The 16,538-nt window shown below is 71.7% G+C and carries 16 protein-coding genes and 4 pseudogenes; 7 read left to right on the forward strand and 13 right to left on the reverse strand.

From position 1 onward, the window contains the following. Window positions 1–113: 113 nt before the first annotated feature. A complete protein-coding gene (locus tag ACFVXK_RS16775; RefSeq protein WP_389612322.1) occupies window positions 114–2,549 on the reverse strand; it encodes a YfhO family protein in 2,436 nt (811 codons plus the stop codon). 441 nt (window positions 2,550–2,990) lie between these two features. Between ACFVXK_RS16775 and ACFVXK_RS16780 the strand changes: the two genes are divergently transcribed. Genes ACFVXK_RS16780 through ACFVXK_RS16790 form a run of 3 tightly spaced genes read left to right on the forward strand, consistent with a single transcriptional unit; the run spans window position 2,991 to window position 5,315 of the window. Then, complete coding sequence (locus ACFVXK_RS16780) at window positions 2,991–4,400, forward strand: PIG-L family deacetylase (RefSeq protein ID WP_389612324.1); 1,410 nt, start codon at window positions 2,991–2,993, stop codon at window positions 4,398–4,400. Between the two features lie 31 nt (window positions 4,401–4,431). Beyond that, window positions 4,432–4,899 carry a MarR family winged helix-turn-helix transcriptional regulator gene (locus ACFVXK_RS16785; protein WP_389612326.1) on the forward strand — a complete coding sequence of 156 codons (468 nt, stop codon included), beginning with the start codon at window positions 4,432–4,434 and terminating at the stop codon, window positions 4,897–4,899. Next, entirely contained in the window at window positions 4,896–5,315 is a 420-nt protein-coding gene (locus tag ACFVXK_RS16790) for a hypothetical protein (RefSeq protein WP_389612328.1), read from the forward strand. The genes ACFVXK_RS16785 and ACFVXK_RS16790 overlap by 4 nt, the downstream gene beginning before the upstream one ends. 87 nt (window positions 5,316–5,402) lie before the next feature. On the opposite strand, the pseudogene ACFVXK_RS16795 reads toward ACFVXK_RS16790, so the two are convergent. The 3 genes and pseudogenes from ACFVXK_RS16795 to ACFVXK_RS16805 all read right to left on the reverse strand — a co-directional run. After that, window positions 5,403–5,733 (reverse strand): annotated as a pseudogene (locus ACFVXK_RS16795) (tRNA (adenosine(37)-N6)-threonylcarbamoyltransferase complex transferase subunit TsaD); the annotation flags it as partial. 134 nt (window positions 5,734–5,867) lie between these two features. Beyond that, window positions 5,868–6,716: a TIGR03943 family putative permease subunit gene (locus tag ACFVXK_RS16800; RefSeq protein ID WP_389612330.1), complete on the reverse strand. Its 849-nt coding sequence runs from the start codon at window positions 6,714–6,716 to the stop codon at window positions 5,868–5,870. After that, window positions 6,713–7,762 (reverse strand): permease, encoded by a 1,050-nt coding sequence (locus ACFVXK_RS16805; RefSeq protein WP_389612332.1) that lies wholly within the window; start codon window positions 7,760–7,762, stop codon window positions 6,713–6,715. Before ACFVXK_RS16805 ends, ACFVXK_RS16800 begins: the two co-directional genes overlap by 4 nt. Window positions 7,763–8,559: 797 nt before the next feature. On the opposite strand from ACFVXK_RS16805, the pseudogene ACFVXK_RS16810 reads away from it, so the two are divergent. After that, window positions 8,560–8,844 (forward strand): annotated as a pseudogene (locus tag ACFVXK_RS16810) (UBP-type zinc finger domain-containing protein); the annotation flags it as partial. Then, window positions 8,842–9,360, forward strand: a complete 519-nt coding sequence (locus ACFVXK_RS16815; protein WP_389612396.1) for a DUF427 domain-containing protein — start codon at window positions 8,842–8,844, stop codon at window positions 9,358–9,360. The pseudogene ACFVXK_RS16810 and the gene ACFVXK_RS16815, both read left to right, overlap by 3 nt. Window positions 9,361–9,406: 46 nt before the next feature. Here the strand turns inward: ACFVXK_RS16815 and ACFVXK_RS16820 are convergent, their stop codons facing one another. The 9 genes and pseudogenes from ACFVXK_RS16820 to ACFVXK_RS16860 all read right to left on the reverse strand — a co-directional run bounded on the left by ACFVXK_RS16820 (window position 9,407) and on the right by ACFVXK_RS16860 (window position 14,693). After that, window positions 9,407–9,550 carry a hypothetical protein gene (locus ACFVXK_RS16820; RefSeq protein WP_389612399.1) on the reverse strand — a complete coding sequence of 48 codons (144 nt, stop codon included), beginning with the start codon at window positions 9,548–9,550 and terminating at the stop codon, window positions 9,407–9,409. A 189-nt stretch (window positions 9,551–9,739) separates the two neighbouring features. Then, window positions 9,740–9,877, reverse strand: a pseudogene (locus ACFVXK_RS16825) (TetR family transcriptional regulator); the annotation flags it as partial. A 110-nt stretch (window positions 9,878–9,987) separates the two neighbouring features. Next, entirely contained in the window at window positions 9,988–10,437 is a 450-nt protein-coding gene (locus tag ACFVXK_RS16830; RefSeq protein WP_389612335.1) for a beta-ketoacyl synthase N-terminal-like domain-containing protein, read from the reverse strand. Next, window positions 10,379–10,753, reverse strand: coding sequence for a beta-ketoacyl synthase N-terminal-like domain-containing protein (locus tag ACFVXK_RS16835; protein WP_389612337.1), 375 nt, complete (start codon window positions 10,751–10,753; stop codon window positions 10,379–10,381). The genes ACFVXK_RS16830 and ACFVXK_RS16835 overlap by 59 nt, the downstream gene beginning before the upstream one ends. Window positions 10,754–11,102: 349 nt before the next feature. Beyond that, a complete protein-coding gene (locus ACFVXK_RS16840; RefSeq protein WP_389612339.1) occupies window positions 11,103–11,756 on the reverse strand; it encodes a hypothetical protein in 654 nt (217 codons plus the stop codon). A 143-nt stretch (window positions 11,757–11,899) separates the two neighbouring features. Next, entirely contained in the window at window positions 11,900–12,883 is a 984-nt protein-coding gene (locus tag ACFVXK_RS16845) for a GNAT family N-acetyltransferase (protein ID WP_389612341.1), read from the reverse strand. 42 nt (window positions 12,884–12,925) lie between these two features. Then, window positions 12,926–13,153 (reverse strand): annotated as a pseudogene (locus tag ACFVXK_RS16850) (IS256 family transposase); the annotation flags it as partial. Window positions 13,154–13,644: 491 nt separating this feature from the next. Beyond that, window positions 13,645–14,118: a hypothetical protein gene (locus tag ACFVXK_RS16855; protein WP_389612343.1), complete on the reverse strand. Its 474-nt coding sequence runs from the start codon at window positions 14,116–14,118 to the stop codon at window positions 13,645–13,647. Further along, a complete protein-coding gene (locus ACFVXK_RS16860; RefSeq protein ID WP_389612345.1) occupies window positions 14,115–14,693 on the reverse strand; it encodes a matrixin family metalloprotease in 579 nt (192 codons plus the stop codon). Before ACFVXK_RS16860 ends, ACFVXK_RS16855 begins: the two co-directional genes overlap by 4 nt. A 175-nt stretch (window positions 14,694–14,868) precedes the next feature. Between ACFVXK_RS16860 and ACFVXK_RS16865 the strand changes: the two genes are divergently transcribed. Next, window positions 14,869–15,366, forward strand: coding sequence for a hypothetical protein (locus ACFVXK_RS16865; protein WP_389612347.1), 498 nt, complete (start codon window positions 14,869–14,871; stop codon window positions 15,364–15,366). A gap of 103 nt (window positions 15,367–15,469) precedes the next feature. Next, on the forward strand, window positions 15,470–16,525 hold the full coding sequence (locus ACFVXK_RS16870) for a hypothetical protein (protein WP_389612349.1): 1,056 nt from the start codon (window positions 15,470–15,472) through the stop codon (window positions 16,523–16,525). Window positions 16,526–16,538: the final 13 nt, after the last annotated feature.

The raw sequence follows: 16,538 nt of genomic DNA on the forward strand, positions 1-16,538 counted from the left end.
GCACTGCCACCCGCAGCCAACCCCCTGTCACGCACCGCCCCCGGCGTCCCGGCCGCCTGAGAGGCGACGACCGTGAAGCCTCGATCGCGGGAAGAACCACGGCACGGCACGTCCTACCGACCGCCCCGCCGGCCGCGGCGCGCCGCACCGGCGGCGGAGACCGTGAGGAGTACCAGGGCGGCGGCGGCACTCAAGGCCAGCCCCGAGCGGACGCCTGCCGTGCGGTAGGTACAGGCGAGGCTCTGCCCTCCGTTCATCCGTACGGCGATCAGCCCGCCGAGACTGGAGGGCGGCTGCGGCGTGGTGCCGTCGACCGCGCACTGCCAGCCGTCCACGGCCGGCACCGCGACGACGGCGACGTTCCGGCGAGGGCCGGCGAAGGAAGCCCGGATGGTGTGGCCCGTGGCCTCCAGGACGGTGGGACGGTCCGCGGCGAGCTCGCGGACGGTGCGCTCAAGACGGGCGGGGTCGACGCAGGCCAGGCTGGGGCCGGCCATCGGCTGTGTCCGTGTGGGTCGGAGCTCGACGGGAAAGGGGTCTGCGGTCGTGACGCGGCCGAGCCTGACGAGGCCGTTCCGGGTCATCGCCTCCTGTCCCCGCAGCGTCGTGGTGGCGCCGAGCGCGCGGACGGTGCCGGAGTACCAGGGGTCGTGGAAGTAGGCGTCGCTGCCGGCCGGGCAGCGGCCGCTCAGAACGGCGGCCGTATGGGGTCGCAGTCGGGGCGGCCCGGCGGGATCGATGTCGCGGACCAGGTAGAGGGGGGTGTCCATGAGACGGTTGCGCAGGTGGAAGACGGACGGGTCCTGAGGGACCTCACCGTCGAGTCGGGTGCCGGCCGCCCGCAGTGTGACCAGGGGCAGGGCAGGGGCCAGGTGCTGCGCGAAGCCTCGCGGATCCGCGTCGCTCGCGTCCAGTCGGGCGGCCACCCCCATCAGGGCCTGGCCCACCGAATCGTCGGCGCCGAAGGAGAGCAGGTGGCGGCCGCCGATGTACCAGCCGGCGCCGAGGGCGGCGAGGGTCCGCGCGGACTTCGCCGGGACGAAGCTGCTGTAGTAGGCGCCGCCCTGGCCGCCCAGCAGCAGCGGGTCGTTGTCCGCGAACGCGTGGGGACCGGGATCGCTGCGGGTGAGCGGCCACGCGGTCTGGGCGCGGACGGCGGCGTACGCGGCCGCCGTGCGGGGACCGAAGGTGGCTTTGGGCTGCCACCAGGCGCTGTCGTCGCGGATCCTCTCCAGGCTCAGGGTCGCTCCGACGGCGCCCAGCGCGACCGTGAGCGCGAGGCCCGCCGCCGCCGTCCGGCGTACGTGCCGAGCGCGGTGGGCCGGGCACCACGGCAGGGCCAGCGCGGCCCCGCAACCCGCCAGCGTCAGCAGCCAGGTGGTGCGTGAGACGGCGCTCCCGGTGCCCGCGGTCACGAGGAGCAGGGCCGTCAGAGCGGCGCCTGCCGTCAGCTGCGCCGCACGCGGGACGCGAGCCAGGGCGAGCCAGGCGATGACGACGAGGATCCCGGTCAGGGCGATGGAAGCCCGGTAGGGGCCCCCGTTGGGCAGGGCGAAGCCGTGCCACAGCAAGATCGTCGGCTCCCAGATCAGGGACAACGCGACGGCAACGGCCAGCGCGCTCCACAGGACCCGCTCGCGGCGCGGGACCTGCCCCATGAACGGGAAGCACAGCGTCAGCGGAAGGGCCAGGACGCCGACGGAGACGAAGGGGGCGCTGCCGGTGTATCCGGCGGGCAGCAGGTGCGCGAGGTAGGTCCGCAACCCCGGCGGCACGTGGGTGGCGGGCGGTGCGGGCTGGGCGGCACGGCTGGCCAGGAACGGCACCGTGAGCACCGGCGCCACGAGCAGTACCCCCACAGCCGTCGCGGACAGCGCGCGTCCGGCGCAGCGGACCCGTTCCCCGGTGGGCCGGGCGTCCGTCGCCAGGCGTACGGCCAGGACGAGACCCATGGCCAGCGTGACCATGGCGGCGGTATAGAAGTTGCCCGCCCAGGAGAGGCTGACCAGCAAGGCCGCCGGCACCCAGCGGTGGCGGCGCAGGCACCAGTCCATGGCGATGCCCGTCAGCGGAAGGGACACCAGGCCCCACATCCACATGGGGTCCGCCGCGGCGACCGCGACGGTCCAGGAGCTGACGCCGTAGCCGACCGCGAGGAGTCCGGCCTGCCAGGGCGGCCCGGTGCGGATCCGCAGGAGCAGGAACGTCATCAGGCCGGTGCCGAGTCCGATGCTGAGGAGGGTCACCAGGAAGACCGGGAACTCGACCATGGCCCGGGGGAACGGCCCCACGAGCCATGAGAGGGGGTTCGTGAGGTAGGCGGTGAAGTCGGCCAGGAAGGGCACTCCGTAGCCGCTCCCCCAGTTGAAAACGAGGTCGCCGGTGGTGTTGCCGTGCATGAGGTCCCACAGGTGCGCGTGGAACGGCACGAACTGGTTGCCGAGGTCGTTGACCGCGCGCGAGCGCGAGCCGAAGGGGTACACGCCGTGCACGGCCATGGCCAGGCAGTAGGCGCCCATGGCCAGCGCCGCAGCCAGTGCGGCAGCCATGGCCCTCCCCGTCCCGGCGTCGGCGGGCGGTTCGGGCGGTCTCCGATCGCCGGTGCCGCGCGAGTGTGGGTCCGACAGCGGGACCGGGGCCCTCTCCTGTGCGGTCATCACGGGCCCAGGCGAAGGCGCGGGCGCGGGAGAGCTCCCTCGCCCCGGCCGGCTGCGGCAGCGGGGACGGACGGCGCCCGGCCTGGGTGACGGCACGCTCTGCTGGCCACAGGGGGACTCCTCTTCAAGGCGCTGGACCGCACACAGGGGTGTACGGCGGCGTCGGGCCCTGCATCACGGTCCCGAGGCTAGCCAGGCCCTGTGGATACCGCGACCGCACTCCCGCTCCCACCGCGGGCAGCCGTGCGCCGCGGGTGCACCGTCGGCACTTGCCGCGTAGTACTGGTTCGAGGGGCGATCGCGCACTTCGCGCACGAGAGGGAAGGACGACGCGTGGCCAGGTTGATGCGCACCGCTGCCGTCCTCGCCGCCTTCGCGTCGGCTCTGTGCACGGCGGCCTCGGTCGCACCGCACCCGACCGCCGCACGCGTCACGGCGGCCGCCCCGTCGGCATGCCGGCGGACCCTCGTCGTGGTGGCCCACCCCGACGACGACCTCTTGTTCATCAACCCGGACATCATGGCCGCCGTCGCCCGGAACTGCTTCGTCTCCACCGTCTACCTCACCGCCGGCGACGGCGGCGAAGAAGTCCCGCAGGAAGCGAAGAACTACGTCCTGAGCAGGGAGAACGGCGTCCGTAAGGCCTACGCGGAGATGGCCGGCGCGCCGGACGTCTGGACGGCGGACACCGTGCACGCGGACGGTCGCGGCATCCGTTCGTTCCGGCTGGCGGGCAGTGGACGGGGCAAAGACGTCCGGCTGACGTTCCTGGGCCTGTACGACGGCAAGCCCAAGGGCGGAAGACCGCAAAGCCTTCTGAGGCTCTTCAAAGCGAACCGCAAGGCCATCACACCGATGCAGGGCGCCCTGAGCTACACGGAGGAGCAGCTGGTGTCGGTCCTGGCCTCCCTGATCCGGCAGGCGCGGGCCGACACCGTCCTGACCCTGGATCCCGACGTCGCCTCCTTCGCGGCGGGTACCGACGGCCGCGTGGACCACAGCGACCACGCGATCACCGCCCGCTACGCCCGAGAGGCCGCCTACCGCACGGGCACCCATCCGTACTACTACCGCGGCTACACAGTGGCCCGGCTCGACAGGAACCTGGCACCGGGCGAGAGATCGTGGAAGGAGCGCATCACCCGTTGGTACCTGGCGGCCAGCCAGTGCCCCCGCGAGCACGTGTGTGTCCCCGCGAAGGAAGCGGAGGTCGTACTCGGCAGGACCTACCGGAGTTGGGTCGAGCGCCGCTACCAGCGCACCCACCGTGATCCCCGGCCGGGCGAGATCCTCGCGGACGTGGGCCGGACCACGCGGCACTCGGGTGACACGGCCGAGCAGTGCCTCACGGCGCCGGCCGGATCATGGAACTCCGGACCGGTCCGGCTCCACGCGTGCGACGGGTCCCCGGAGCAGAAATGGAACACCGCCGCCGACCACACCATCCGCCCCCGGCTGAACCCGAAATACTGCCTGACCGCGCAGGACACCAGCGCGGGCCTTCTCCCGTGCCGGCCTTCCGACACGAACCAGTCATGGCGGCCACTGCCCTGGAACGCGCCCCGCTGGCAGCGCACGGCCTGGCGACTGTCCGGCGCGAGGAACAGGTGTCTCTACCAGAACGATCGTCATCTGCCGCGCTGGAACGGCAACAGGGACCGAAGTCCGCGTCTGGAGCTCGTGGACTGCACGGGCCCACCTCTGCCCGGGCTCTACTGGCGTTGGGCTTCTTTGTTGTCTTGACAACTGTTGTCACGACATGGATCCTGGAGGAGTGACAGCATCAAGCAGCGGTCTGCGCGACCATCTCGGGTACTGGCTGCGCCGGCTCTCCGACGACGTCCACGGCCGCTTCGAGAGACAACTCGCGGAGCACGGGGTGACCGTCTCCCAGTGGGCGGTCCTCATCACCGTCCACCGCGGCGACGCCAGCACCACCCGAGAGGTGGCCCGCTACGTCGGCATCGACGCCGGCGCGGTCTCCCGCCTGGTCGACCGGCTGATCGCCAAGGGACTGATGTCCCGCGAAAGCGACCCCGGATCCCGACGCATCATGCGGCTCGCCCTCACCGAGGCCGGCCGCGACCTCACCCCGCGCCTGGCGGAGATCGCCGATCTCAACGACGCCCATTTCTTCGCCCACCTCGACCCGGCCCGGCGCCTCCTGCTGGAGGACTGGATCCGCGGCCTGGTCGGCGAGGTCCCACCCGACCCTTCCGCCCCCGGAAAGGCCCAGCCATGAACACCCACCGCGCCACCGCCCGCTCGGTCACCAAGACCGTCGGCATCGACCGTCCCGTCGCAGAGGTCTTCGACTTCCTCCGCGACCCCGCGAACTGGCCCGCCTGGGCCGTCGTCAACGTCCAGGCCATCGAACCCACCGACGACCCCGACTGGTGGTTGATGGCCACCCCGCACGGGCCCGCGCGGCTCCGCATCCGCGCCGACGCCGCATCCGGCCTCCTCGACCACGACTACGTCGAGGAGCAGGCGTCCTGGCAGGTCCCGGCCCGCGTCGTAGCCAACGGCACCGGCACGGAGTTCATGATCACCTTCTTCCAGCCGCCCACCTTCACCGATGCCTACTTCGACGAGCAGACAGCCCTCGTCGACACCGAACTGACCACCCTCAAAGGCATCCTGGAAAGCAAGGCGTGACCTCCCCCGACCGGGCCACGACACCTCGCGCGCCGGTCGTCCCCACCGAAGGCCGGCGCTTGAGCAGCGCTGCCACCACCTCCGTCGTCAGACACACCGCGGCGAGCGAGCCGGCCGGGCGACCGGGTACAGGGCCGCGTACTCGAGCGGGGCGGACGGATCGATGGACATGTCCGGTTGGGCCGGGTCGGAGCCGGCCCGTACGAGCAGGTCGCCCACGGCCGCGATCATCGCCCCGTTGTCGGTGCACAGGGCCAGCGGCGTAACCCGGAGTTCGACACCGGCCGCCGTCTGCAAGCGGAAGCTCCACACCGGTCTGCCGGTACCGTTCCGCCGACCGGGCGGCGGTCTTCAGCCCGGAGAAGGAGAAGCCGTACGGGGTGTCGCGCGGGCCGGTCAGCGGGCGCGGGAAGGAGAGGTCCGTGACCACGGACGTCACCCCAGGCGCCCGGACCCACAAGCCGCCGGCCACCTCCTCACCGTCCACGCCACGCTCGAACGCGCCGGCCGGACGTCCATGACCGTGTGCGTCCGGGTCTGACGGCCCGGGACTCAACCGCCTGGGGGTGGCACGTCGTGGTAGGGGTTGAGCGGTTGGCCGACAGGCTTGACGGCGTCAGCCTTCATGGCCGGGACCGGGTTCTCGGCAGTGACCCGGTCGCCCCGCCAAACGCCCGTGACCTCGACCCAGGAGTCGTCGTCGGGTGCCTCCGCGCCGTGCACCTCCACCCGCAGGGTCCGCGCGTCGGCCGCGCAGCAGCTGAGCTTCAGACGGTTGAGGTACCAGGTGTCCGGGTCCTTGCCCGCGGAGACGAATCCGAGCAGCCTGACCTCGCGGCCGCGCAGCGTGCCCGGCCCGTTCACGGAGCGTCCGATGAACTCCTCCAAGGCCAGAGGTGCGACAGGGGCGTCCGGCAGCGGGTTCTTGTAGGCGCTGTGCTCCACCCTGGCTGCGGCCCCGTCCCGCGAGGCCGTATACGAGCCGAGTGCAGGCGGGGCGGCGAACATCAAGGTGAGGGCGGGCACGGCGAGGAGCCAGGCGACGTGCGTGGCGCCCCCGTGCCCGTGCTCATGTCCGTGTCCATCGTCATGTCCGTGGCCTTGGTCTTGGTCTTGGTCTTGGTCTTGGTCGTGCTCGTCGCACGCCTCTGTGTAGTCCTCCGGAGGCTGCCGCAGGCGGCGCAGCAACTCCGTTCCGAGCCCGGCGAGGCCCAAGGCGACCAGCAGGATTCCGGACGCGACGAGGTAGGGCCGCAACCCCTCCTTCACGTACCGGAGGTAGACGTCGCTGCGCACGGTGGTGTGCAGGAGGCCCGTGCCGGTGATCACCAGAAGCAAGGGCTGGCCGAGTCCGCCCAGCAGGCGGGTACGGTCCGCGCGGGCGGGGGTTGGTGCGGTCACAGGAGCACGCCTCCGACGAGTGCGCTGCACAGGATCGCCACCACGAACGTGGCGGCGCAGAACCGGACTGCGAACGGCCGTCCGAAGGCTCCCGACTGCAGGGCGATCAGCTTCATGTCGACCATCGGGCCCACCACCATGAAGGCGAGGCGGGCGGTGGGCGAGAAACCGGTGAACGAGGAAGCGACGAACGCGTCCGCTTCCGAGCACACCGAGAGGAGCACCGCCAGCGCCGCCGCCACGAGCACGCCCAGCCACGGGGATCCGGAGAAGGCCGCGAGGACGGACGGCGGCACGAGGACGTTGAAGGTAGCCGCGGCCATGGCGCCGACCACCAGGAAGCCGCCCGCCTGGAGGAAGTCGTGCTGCAGCCCGCGCCGGAAGACCTCCATCCGGCCCGCGCCCGGGGCGTGCTCCGCCCGGGCGGCGGGCAGCCGCAGCCATTCCTCGCGACCCCACCGGATCCACAGCCAGCCCATGACCACCGAGGTGACCAGCGAGGCGCCGAAGCGGGCGGCCACCATCTCCGGCTTCCCGGGAAAGGCGATCGCCGTCGCGACGAGCACCACCGGATTGACGGCGGGCGCGGCCAGCAGGAACGTCAGGGCCGCAGCGGGAGCGACTCCCCGGCGCATCAGACTGCCGGCGACCGGCACCGAGGCACACTCGCACCCCGGCAGCACCACTGCGGCGGCCCCGGCCACCGGTACCGCGAGCACGGGGTTGCGGGGCAGGACCTTGGAGAAGACCCGGGCGGGGACGAACGCGCCGATGGCCGCCGAGACGACCGTGCCGAGAAGCAGAAACGGTACGCCCTGCATGACGATGGCGACCAGCAGTGTGCGCCACGCGCCGAACGCCGCGAGTCCGAACAGGGGCCCAAGCCATGGTGCGGCGAGTACCGCAACCGCCACGGCGCCGACCAGGACCGCGCTGACCCTGCCGGTCCCCGCCCGGCGTCCCCGTTCCGGGTCGACCCCGCCGCCGTGGGGGTCGAAGGGACGTGGTCGTGGCGCCGTCGCCGCACCCGCCGAGCTCTCAGCCACTCTGCGCCCCTCTTGCCTCGTCCGCTGCGGCGCGGTGGTACGCGCCGGGCCCGCCCGGAGGAGCCGGCACGAGCGGGCACACATTAGCCGACTACCTCCGGGCCATCGCCCCGCCCGGGGCCGTGCGGCGTGCCGTCCTCAGCCATGCTGCGCTGCCCGCCGACCGACTGCGGGTCGCCGCGTCGGAACACCACCGGCCCTCGGTCATGCCCCTGGCGGGCCGCAGCCGCCGTCCGCCGGGACCCGGCCGTCCTCGGCCGGCCACCCCGAGCGGCCGGCCGCGTTCCGCCGACGCCCCGGCCACCGCTGCCGCGCGATATGAGCCATGGCGCTCTACCGGGCTGAGCGGTCGGCGGCAGCGGCGCGACCCACGAGGACGTCACATCCGGCAACACCTCTGCCTGGTCCGGCACTGCGACGAACAGGACACCGCCCAGCGGCGGAACTCCACCCCGGCCGTCCACCCCGGACCCACCGATTCCTCACCGTGCTGCATGGCCATGACCCGCCGGAGGCGTGATGCAGCGCTCGCCACCGCCGTGACCTGCAACGGCCCGTACAGAACGGTGCTGCCGACCACACTCCCGACCATACCTACGGGCCTCCTGGCAACGAGCCGTGACCTCAGCATCCCGACCCCGGAGCCCTTCGGCCAGGGGCACTCGCCGGGTCCGCCGAACGGCGGCGCGCTTGCACGCCGCCTGCATCCCTCGCGCGGGTCGAGGGTGAAGAAGAGGTGAGACGGGAAACGGCAAAGGAGAGACCGTGGACAGCACTGCACCGACCGGTGGTCACCGATGACGAAGTGGGTACCCCGGCACGACGGCGGACGGCCCTCGGGGAGGCCCTGTTCCCACACCTGGACGGCCGAACCGGCGCCGTTGAGCAAGACGTGCACGGCCTGCGCGGCACGCGGACGCGCGCCGGCCGACCTGCTGCTCTGCCTGACCTGCGGCCACGTGGGCTGCAGCGACAGCTCTCCCGGCGCTCACGCGACGACGCACTTCGACTCCAGCGGCCACCCGGTGGCCCGCGCCCTGGCCCGCGGCCGGGAGTGGGCCTGGTGCTACGAGGACGGGGTGTACCTGGATCCGCTGTCGGAACACCCCGCATCGCATTCCGCCCCACGACCGCCCGAGTCCGTCTGGGACTACCCGCGGCCGCCCGCCGTACGGGAGGACGACCGCCTCGTGCGGGTCGAGTGCGCCGGCCAGGTGGTGGCGGAGACCCGGAGGTCCCTGCGGGTACTGGAGACCAGCCATCCGCCGGTGTTCTACATCCCTCCGGCGGACGTCCGTACGGAACTGCTGGTCCCGGCGCACTCGGGCCGGACCTGGTGCGAGTGGAAGGGCTCGGCCCGGTACTGGGACGTCGCCGTGGGAGACGACGTGCGCGCCGGCGCCGCCTGGAGCTATCCCCGTCCCGAGCCCGGCTTCACGGCCCTCCAGGACTACTTCGCTTTCTACCCGAGCCGCGTCGACCGCTGCACGGTCGCCGGAGAGGACGCCACGGCGCAGGAGGGCGACTTCTACGGCGGCTGGATCACCTCGGAGGTGCGCGGGCCGTTCAAGGGCGGGCCGGGCACCCTGCTGTGGTGAGTCCGGGCCGCCACTCCGCCCACGGGTCAGCCGGTGTGCAGGACCGTCAGCGGCGCCACGTGCCGGCTACGGGCAGGGACACCGGTGGGCCGAAGGCCACCGGGACGCCGGGGGCGTACAGAACGCTCACGGGCTCGCCCCGCGGCCTCGACAGCCCGGCCGCCGCGACCAGGTCGTCCTCATAGCCCATTACGCATCCGTGGACAACCACTGGTGAATGACCGTGCGGTCAAGACGGTCCGGGTCATTGAGTATCTCAAAGCCGTCTGGCAGATCGGTGCTCATGAATGCATCCAAGCAGTCGCTGCCAGTCCACCGACGGGCTCACCACCCGGCCCCGCCACGACACCCACGGTCACACCCGCTCAGAGCCCGCTGCTCAGAGCCCGCTGCTCAGTGCGCGCGTGGCGGCGCCGACCTGTGCGGCGACCGCGTCAGGGGCGGAGGGATCGAGCTTGCCGTCCAGATACAGGAACCCCAGTCCGTGGACGAGGGCCCACACGGTGACCGATACGGCCACTGGGATGGGACGCGTAGGTCGACGCATCAGCGCCCTCGGGACGGGGTCGGCGGCTGGCAGGTGGGCGACGATCCGGTTTCCGTCCGCACGGGCCCGCGCCGGGGATTTCAGGACGAGGATCCCGGGCCCCCTCGGCACGCACGTAGCCGTCGGCCCCCTCCGAGAGCGGGCGGGCAGCGTCCGGTGGGGGAAAGCATCCTCGCGGCCGCGAAGCCGAGGGAGGGCCAGGGGCCGAGGAGCACCGACGCACCGCCGGCCGGTGCGGTGTCGACGCGGCCGGACCGGATCGCCAGACACGCCTGATGGACAGCGGTCAACGCGGAGGCACGAGCGGTGTCCACCGTGTAGGAAGGCCCGCGGAGGTCCAGGGCGTGCGAGACCCTGTCGGCCAGGTTGCAGCCGGCCGTCCCGAGCATCATGTACGGGCTGAACGTCTCCGGACGCGCCGTCTGCAGGGAGACGTACTCGCCGTTCGACGCCCCGATGACCGCCGCGGTGTCACCCCGGCCACACAACGGGCGGGGACGCCCGCACCGTCCAGTGCCTCGACGGCGCACTCCGGCACGAGCCGCTGCTGAGGTCGATCCTGGACGCCTCCGCCGGGGAAATACCGAAGTACACGGCGTCGAAGAGGGTGAGGTCCTGGCGGAGGAACCGTCCGGCGTCGGAGTAGGTGGTACCCGGCCGCGGTGCTCCCCCGGCCTCGGCAGGGGCCGTGAACGCGGCGGCGTCGAAACACCTCGCGGGGAGGGTACCCACGGCATCGGTCCCGATGACCAGCAGGTCCCGCAAACCCTCTGGGCTGGCCACCCCACCAGACGGGCGGCAGCCCACCCTGACCACGGCCACCGCTTCGAATGTCTCGGCCACCACGGCTCCCGGCGATTTCGTCCGTCAACTCGCCGTAGCAATACGCGCTTCGGCAACCGGAGGACGGAATCCGGGCAGCGGACCCGTGCGGAGGCACGGACGGACAGGGGCCGGGACCACGGAAGGGGCAAGGAAACGATCTGCCGCACGACGGTGACGGCCTGGCCCAAGTCCACTCATCCGGAGCAGCCCCAGATCGATGCCTCGCTGACGGCCAGCGTGACCAGGGACGCGGGGGGAAGGGGGAACGAACCGGGCCGGGCCTCCCTGGCAGCCCGCCGGACCCCCGGACCGCCGGGACCAAACCCCGGGCTCCTCCCTGTGACGCTCCCCCGCGCCCGTGGTCGGCAGGTCAGCCGGTGATCGAGAAGAAGATCGATCCGTCCTCGGCCCACCACCAGGCGCCCTGCCCCTCGTTCCACTCCGAGGCCCAGTCGTCGAGGGCCTTGATGAGCTCCTCCAGGTCGTAGCGGAGCTCGGGGTCGATCCGGTCCAGCACCGCACGGTAGGCCTCAACCGCGGGGCCTGCCTTCGCCAGCGGCCAGCAGCCGATCTCCGGGGAACCGTCCACGGGTCGGGGGATAGGGAACCCGATCTCCGAGGGCGGGCCACTGAAGATGTACTGCCAGGACAGCAGTTCCTCCGGAACACCCGCCCGGCTCAGCGCGCCGTCCAGGTGCGAGAAGAAGGTGACCGGGCTGCGGTAGCTCCCCAGGGTGGAAGGGTCGCTCGCGTTGTGGTCGATGATGATCTGCAGAGCAGCGAAGTAGGCGCTGCCGGCATATTCGGCGCGGGAATCGGCCCGCCCGGCGATCAAGTCCTCCAAGGCGTCCGGGACGGACAGCCCCCAGTCCACTTCCTGGTAGTCGAGGCTGTCCTGGCGCTCCCGCGCCGACCTCCGCATGTTTCCCAGGCGTCGTGACTCGTCCGCGCTCAGGTCCACCGCGGGCAGAAACCGCAGGACCGCGCCGCGGTTCGCCATGCTGTAATTCACTACCTTGCTCATGCCGATCATGCTGCCAGAGGGCACTGACACCCCGGGCTGTGGCAGGGATCCAGCCTCCTCTGCGGCTCAGTGCTCACGGGGTTCTCGCCCTGGAGGCATGGTCAAATCCTGTGGACTGACCAGATAGCCCCATGGCCGGTCGATCAAGCAATCGGCTTGCGGTAACGGACGTACTCGTTCTGCCGCCGGAACCCCACACTCTCGTAAAGGTCGTAGGACCGGTGCGGATTTGCCGTGCCCGTGAACAACCGGGCGGTCGTTGCACCCTGCTCGCGAAGGCTCCGCAGCCCGTCCAGCAGTAGGACCCGGCCGATTCCGAGGCGTCGCTGGTCCGTCCGGACACTCAGCTCTTTCACCTCGCCCACTGCGTGGTCGTGACGGCGGATGGAGCAGAGGGCGACGCCGACCATGTCCTGCCCGTTCCAGGCAGCCCTCCAGCATGCCGGGTCGGCGGTGTCGACGAAGTCCTGGAAAGGCCATCTCTGAGCGAAGCCTGTGTCCGCGTACGAATCGACGACCGTCGTCCAGGCTGCATGGTAGTGGCGCGGCCCGATCGGCCCTGTCCGTATCCCGGCCGGCAGTTCGCTGTCCGGCTCGGGCACCTGTTGCAGATCGCCCAGCTCCAGCTCGACCAGGCTGAAGACACGTCGGTAGCCGGCTGCGCGCAGCAGCGCCGTGGCGTCCCGCTCGGAGGCCGCGGCGTTCGCGCCGATCACTGCCGTGCGCGCCGTTCCGTGCTGTTGGACGAGCCGGCGGATCCGATCTTCGGCCCAGCTCAGCATGGCTGAGCCGATGCCCTGGCCGCGATGTTCGGGCAAGAGGTGGCCGCGGTGCAGGTAGAGCCAGGTATCGTCGCGCTCTTGCCACCACCGGATCGTCGAGTAGCCGACGACACTCCCGTCGAGCACCACCAGGATCTGGTTCTTGGACGGCTCCTCCAATGTGGCGGAAGCTTCGGCGATCTCGGCCGCTGTCGGGAGTCCTTCCCCTACCGAATGGACATCGACCCGGTCCCGTTCGACACATCCCAGCCGCACCGCGGCCATGGCGCCGTGGTCTTCGTCGCCGCGATACGGCCGGAACCCGAAGCCGACCGGAAGGTCCTGTCCTGCCGTGCCATCCGACATGACCGGATGTTCTCGAACTTCGAGGCAGGTCCGCCACCCGATTCACGTGGCGGTCGTCTGCGGCCGTTCCACCAGATGGCCGCGTTCGAATCGGGCCCCGGCGCGGACGAGGGCGACGAGGTGGGGTGCGCTCACGGCTCACCAGCGGGCGGGCCTGGGCGGATTCGACGAACTTGAAGACCATCGCCAGGGCGGCGGCCCGGGATCCGGCGCCCTCGGTGCCTTGGTCCGCGGACCGACGGTCGCGTGTCGGCTGCGGCCTGGGCTCGTTGCGCTTCTTCGAGGGCTTCGACGGCGTCCTGGAGGTTGTCCAGCGCCTCCTGGCGGGCGGTGGCGTGCGGCGTCCGGGGGCCAGGCGGGATCGGTGCCGGGCAGGGAGGTGCGTACGGCCCCGGGTGCGGCGCGGTGGTGTGCGCCGATCTCGTGGGGGGAGGCGTCCACGGCGGCCTCGTCTGCCAGGGGGTAGCGGCCGACGGAGCCCGCGCACTGCGGCATGAACTTGCGCATCCGTTGCGGCCAGAGGGGGGTCGGGGTCGGTGGTGCGGCCGGCGACCGAGGGGGCGTCAAGGACGGCGGCTGCAGGGACTGCGAGGTCGGTGACTGCGCCCGGGACGGCAAGGCCGGTAGCCACCAGCCCTGGGTAGGCCGCCTTCCGGAGGGCTGGCCCCGCCCACGACGCCCACAGAAGGTGAGCGCGCCCGGTGCCGTGGTGGTGGGGAGCACGGTCCGTCCGCCGCCGGTGATGGGGCTGGGGGCTGGTGCTAGCTCTGCGGAGCGCGGTGCAGGGCGGTGGTCCAGGTGGCGATGGCCGCGTCGTCGGCCGGGCGGGGGTCGGCGTCGTAGAGCTGGGCCACTCCTTCCTCGGGGAGGGTGGCGGGGTTCGTGGCCCACATGTAGGTCTGGCCCACGAGGTACTTGTGCTCGGTCTCGTCGCTCTGGCTGACCAGCATCTCCCCCGCGGCGCTGCCCTTGAGCACGCGGTCGACCCGTACCCGATAGGCGTCGGAGGGCAGGCCTTCGACGGTGCGCCGGCCGAGGTCTTCCAGGACGGTGCCGGTGAACACGGCGGTGGCCTCGGGTGCCACCAAGGCCGGGTCGGTGGTGTCGAAGGCGTGTACCGACTCGCTCGTGGTGTGTGCGGTGCGGTACTGGTTCCAGCCGAGCCAGGCGCCGCCGGCCAGGGCTGCCGCCGCGCCGGCAGAGGCGGCGACGACGAGGAGTTTGTTCATGGTCATCCCCACAGCTGGTGGTAGGCGTTGCGGTCGGTGGTGGTGATCCGGTCGATGCCGGCACGTGCCGCTTCGCCGTTGTCGGTCCACATGATGGACGGGGCTCGGGTGCTCTTGTGGCAGAAGCCGAGGGCGTGGCCGAGTTCGTGGGTGGCGACGCGTCGCCGGTGCGCGGTAGTGCCGCGGGTTCCGCCGGTGTCCAGGTAGAAGCGGTTCATGGTGATGCTGTCGGTGCCGGGCAGGCCGGTCCAGCGGGCCAGGACGTTCTTCCAGTCGCCGCCGCTGGACCGGGTGTCGTTCCACTCCAGGTCGGCGATTTCGGAGGCGGTGTCCGGGTGGAAGGTGACCTTCTTGAGGTTTCCGCTGGTCCATTGGCCGACCGCGTAGGTGCGGGCGTCGTCGAATTCGGTGTCGTCCTCCCAGGCGATCACCCCCTCGTCGACGGACGACCGCCCCCGGGAGTCCTGTCCGGACGGCACGCACGTCTGCGGCGCCTGTTCGAGGCTCGGTCCGGGGTGCGGTAACGCCAGCAGGACCGTGGCCACCGTGGCTGCCGCGAGGCCGATGGAGGAGTTCGCCACTCCCGGAAGATACCCGTTGTGATCATGGGAACTCAAAGCGTGGCGTTCGCGGGGATGTTGCCCGGAGGTTTGAGGAAGGGCGCCCCGGCCGCCTGGCGCCGGGCGTCTCGGTCCCCCCTTTCCCGCCGTGCCCCTGCGCGCGGGTCGTTCGCCCGAGGCGCGGCAGGATGTACGGGTGGCGAAGAGTGAGACGGAACTGCTGGCGCTCCTGCGCGAACTCGATGACCCCGAGCGGTTGGAACGGCCGCTGCACTACGACCGCGCTGCGGCCGCCGTCCAGTTCAGCGGGCTGGTGCGCCGGCTCGAAGCGGACTTCGGGGTCGTGTGCGAGTCCGAGCGCGACACCCGTGACTCCAGCGAGTACGGGCGCGTCCACGTGCCCGCGGACGCCACGGTCTGCGGGACGCGGATCGTGGTCTGCGTGAGCAAGTTCAACCCCCTCGCCGAGGTCTGCGCCGACAATCCGGGGGCATTCCTCGGCACGGACGAGGCCCACGAGGAGAGGGCACTGGACCTCGGCGACCTCGCCACCGTGAGGCGGGCGCTGGCTGACCTCGGCTACACGAGCGTCCCCGAGGAGTTGCTGGAGAGCGACTACGACGGGCCCAGCAGGATGGAACACATCGCGGTGCGGCCCAGCTGGTGGACGCGGTTCTTCGGCACGGTCTGGTGATCCAGAGCTGCCGCACACGAGTCCGGCAGCACGGCCGGGGTCACCCGGAGCGCCACGGCCCTGGCCGCTGACGGTCGGGGGGCCGGCCGTAGACTCGCGCGCCATGGAAGAGATCCGCAGGCTGGGAGAGATCAGCTGCCCGTCGGGCACCCTGATCGTCGTCGACGGCGGCCAGCTGGGGGTGTGGAGCGGGGAGCGGTCGCCAGCGGAGATCGATCCGGCTCTGCTGGGTGTGAACGACCCGGCGATGGTTGCCGACGTGCTCAATTCGGTCGACTTCGCCGTGGTCGGCCCCGACGCCTCGGCCGCCGCCCGTACCTTCGACCGTCAGCCGGGCAGCATGCTCCACGACATTCCCGCCTCCCGGGCGGCGCAGCTTGAGTCGATGTTCGACGAGCAGTGCCGGACCGCGGGCCTGGACGCCCGTCTGGCGGCGCTGCCGGGCCGCGAACCGCATGCCCGACGCGCGCGCCGTGCGGCGGCGGAAGGCGGTGGGGGCTTCGTGATGTTCGGGGTCCCCGTCGTCGCGGTGGGAGGCGTACCGACCGATCGACGTCTGCCGGTGTGTGCTTCGCGGGTCGACTTCGGCGACGGCATCGGGCCGCGCTGGTCGGAGATGTCGGTGCGGGTGAGCCGGGCCGAAGCGGAGTCATCCGTACGGCTGGGCGACATCGGCATCGACTGGGCGCGGGTGCTCTTCGGCGATGTGGGCGCCCTGAACGCCTGGCAGCACCACCGGCCCGTCGACGGCTTGGCGGACGTCGCGTTCTGGGGCGCCGCGGCAGAGGAGGCGGCCGCGGTGTTCTCGGCACCGGAGTTGGGAGAACCGGGCGAGGACGGCATCCGCGGATGGGCCGGGCTGCCCCTGGAGGAGGCCTGGGAGAAGGCCGACGCCGTGGAGAGCTGGAGGGAGGAAGCCGGACGGCGCATGGTGGTGGACTTCCGTCCCCATTCGCATCACTGGCAGATCATGCGACAAGTCCGGGCCTCCGACGTCGGATCCGGAACGGTGGACATCGGCGAGGCCCGGCTGCTCTGCGCGATGACCAGCTGGGGCGACGGGTACTTCCCCGTGTACGCCGACCTGAGTGCCTCGGGGGCCGTGGTCGCGGTGAGGGTGAGCTTCGCCGCATCCGCGGAGGGCGTTGGACAGTCGTGACCCGGGCCCGGAC

The organism is Streptomyces sp. NPDC058157, from assembly GCF_042884105.1.
In the GTDB taxonomy this organism is placed as follows: Bacteria; Actinomycetota; Actinomycetes; order Streptomycetales; family Streptomycetaceae; genus Streptomyces.